Source organism: Neobacillus sp. BF23-41 (genome assembly GCF_041106275.1).
Window position 1 is genome coordinate 1 of sequence record NZ_JBGBPR010000076.1, and the last position, 2,902, is coordinate 2,902.

Annotated in this window: 5 protein-coding genes and 1 pseudogene; all 6 read left to right on the plus strand. The window is 31.6% G+C overall.

Annotated elements, in window-relative coordinates; all coding sequences use genetic code 11:
- Positions 1-234: 234 nt before the first annotated feature.
- Entirely contained in the window at positions 235-726 is a 492-nt protein-coding gene (gene dfr, locus AB7942_RS30235) for a DfrD/DfrG/DfrK family trimethoprim-resistant dihydrofolate reductase (protein ID WP_369449753.1), read from the plus strand.
- Between the two features lie 160 nt (positions 727-886).
- Positions 887-1,150 carry a hypothetical protein gene (locus AB7942_RS30240; protein ID WP_369449754.1) on the plus strand — a complete coding sequence of 88 codons (264 nt, stop codon included), beginning with the start codon at positions 887-889 and terminating at the stop codon, positions 1,148-1,150.
- 215 nt (positions 1,151-1,365) lie between these two features.
- A complete protein-coding gene (locus AB7942_RS30245; protein WP_369449755.1) occupies positions 1,366-1,815 on the plus strand; it encodes a hypothetical protein in 450 nt (149 codons plus the stop codon).
- 167 nt (positions 1,816-1,982) lie between these two features.
- Positions 1,983-2,258 carry a DUF3986 family protein gene (locus AB7942_RS30250; protein WP_369449756.1) on the plus strand — a complete coding sequence of 92 codons (276 nt, stop codon included), beginning with the start codon at positions 1,983-1,985 and terminating at the stop codon, positions 2,256-2,258.
- A 134-nt stretch (positions 2,259-2,392) separates the two neighbouring features.
- A complete protein-coding gene (locus tag AB7942_RS30255; protein WP_369449757.1) occupies positions 2,393-2,710 on the plus strand; it encodes a hypothetical protein in 318 nt (105 codons plus the stop codon).
- Between the two features lie 98 nt (positions 2,711-2,808).
- Positions 2,809-2,902: pseudogene (locus AB7942_RS30260) on the plus strand (VOC family protein); the annotation flags it as partial.

The following is a 2,902-nucleotide window of genomic DNA, read 5'->3' on the forward strand; positions in this document are numbered from 1 at the left end:
TTCTGCTTTTTTTCGAATAATTTATCTAAAAGTCCCAATTTCAAATCAATCCTACCCCTAAGTGTTATTGTAATTATACTACAAGTTAGGGCACTTTAGGACAGCACTAAATTATTAGATATATACAAAGTCCCCTTTTTTCTTGTTGAGCTAACGTGGCAGGTTAGTGCAACAAGAAATTTCAATAAAATACAAAATTATATTGTAAAATAGGCTAAAAAGGCTGTGTAAAATATGAAGGTTTCTTTAATTGTTGCGATGGATAAGAATAGAGTGATTGGCAAAGATAATGACATTCCTTGGAGAATTCCGAAGGATTGGGAGTATGTTAAAAATATTACAAAAGGACATTCAATCATATTGGGTAGAAAGAACCTTGAGTCAATTGGAAGAGCTTTACCTAACAGAAGGAATATAATTTTGACAAGGGATAAGGATTTTAATTTTTACGGTTGTGAAATTGTCCATTCAATCGAAGCTGTTTTTGACTTGTGTAAAAATGAAGAAGAGATATTCATTTTCGGAGGGGAGCAGATTTATAATATTTTCCTTCCATTTGTTGAGAAGATGTACATTACAAAAATTCATTATGAATTTAAAGGAGATACATTTTTCCCCGAAGTTAATTTCGATGAATGGAAAGAAGTTTCTATTGAAAAAGGGGTTATGAATGACAAAAACCCTTATAACTACTATTTTCACGTTTATGAAAGAAAACTTTCCTAAGCTAAAGGATGCAAGAGTAAAAGATTGGGATGGCTGCGGCTATCCTTTTTTCTTGTTGTGCTAACGGTAGCAGTTTAGCTTAATAAGCAGGTATACTAAACTCTAAGTAGAATGATATGAATAAAGTTTTATTGATGGTTAATTTGAAGGAGGAAATAAAATGGGGGAAGAACAAAACAATCCTTATGAAGAATACAATCTAACAGGTGATTGGAAACTTGTAATGCAATTTAATTTTGCTGTATTTCAAAATAACAATGAATTTGTAATCATTGATAATAAAGATGAATATATTGCTCGATTTTGTATTTCCAATGGCGGTGTAATTGATTTTAAAAAAACGAATTACGACTTAAACCCTAAGATTGATTTTAATAATAAAACAATTAAGATTCCCATTTTTACAGAGTATGGGGAATGGTAAATACATATTTACTAAACGACAAAAATCAAGATTGTGAAGGAATATACTTAAACTAACGGGTGCAAGAGTTGAAGATTGGGATTGCAGCGACGATCCCTTTGCTTATTCAGCTAACGGGGCAGTTTAGCACAAAAAGGATTGTTAATTCGAGTCGCCGAATTTTATATTTGTTAAAGGGAGAATATTCGAGGATTTGATAGGAAGAAGGTATGATAATGCTACAACAGATTAGAATAGGAAAATGGTTAATAGAAGCTGATATTGATAAGACACGAGAATTTTACAGCAAGGATATACCAGTCTGTAATTGCTTATACTGTAGAAATTATGTTGAAGCTTGTAAGAATTTAAAGACTTCTGTATCTGATGTATTCACCAAACTAGGGATTAAGCCAACAATACCAGCACATCTTTCTGAATTCCCTACCGAAGAAACTGGGACAAGGTTATACTTAGGAAACTATCATATTGTAGGAAGATTACTGGAAGGAGAGTTGTGTACAAACTCTAACTTTAATGAAAAAAATACTATTGAGATAGACAATTTCATAGTTGGATTTTCAGAGGAATTAGAGTTTCTACCAGAAGAATTCCCAAGCCCTGTCCTAGAGTTAACCTTTGATGCTAAAATGCCTTGGGTTCTTAAAGAAAATCCAGATAATTGAGTAAGAGTCTTGTGCAACTAACGGGTGCTGTTGAACAATGGATGGACTGTCTTTGGCAGTCTTTTTGCCTTCTTGTTACTCAACTAACGAAGCAGTTTACTTGAAGAAGGATTGTTGATTCAATCTGCCGAATTGATTAATTTAAATGATAATAATAGAGGTGTTTAATGGATATTTTGTATGATGATAAATATCATCTGCATTTAGGTTATTACGAGAATAATTTTGATTATGAGTCGATAGCATTTAAAAGGCAATCTGAGGATATATGGGATATATTCTTTGATTTTAATGGGTATGGGATTAAAAATATTATCCCAAAAAACGAATTAACATTTGAACCATTTGGAACAAGAATTTTTTCCATTTACAATAAAGAAATTGATTATGATATTGGAGTACAGCAGTTCAAACAATTGTTATCCATTAATAAAATAATTTAAATCGGTGGGGTAATGAAGATGACCACTGTGGCTTTTGTTATTGTGCTAACGGAGCAGGATAGTGGAAGAAGAAAGAATAAAAAGTTGGTATCCATAAACACTAAAATATAAAAAGAGATATGGAAGGAAATATTATGCAAAAAGTTATAAAAGTGGTGTGCCTTTCTTTAATTTATTTGTTATTTATTTTACGTTTTTTTACTGATGTCTTTGTAGGAAATCCAATTATAGCAATACTTTTAGGGATACTCTTTCTACTGCTAGGAATTGTTGAACGTAAACAAAACAATGCTATGTCTAAAGTGTATATGGGTGTATCAGGAATAGTTATTCTATTAGCAGTTTTTATGCTTTTGTTTCCAGATGCCCCTTTATTTAGTAAACTTATTAAAGTAACAGGTGCAATAGTTATAGAACCAGCTGCCATTTTTGGTGGCTTTTTTCTTCTTTAACTAACGTGGCAGTTTAGTACAATAAGAAAAGGGAAAAAGAGATCTATCGACGAATTGATAAAATTAGTAATTCAATGTCATATTTATTGGAGGAATTTATGAATCCTATACTAAATCAAATCGGGACAGTTTTTATTCCTGTACGTAATATTGAAGAGGCACGTAATTGGTATTGTGACATACTTGGTTTAG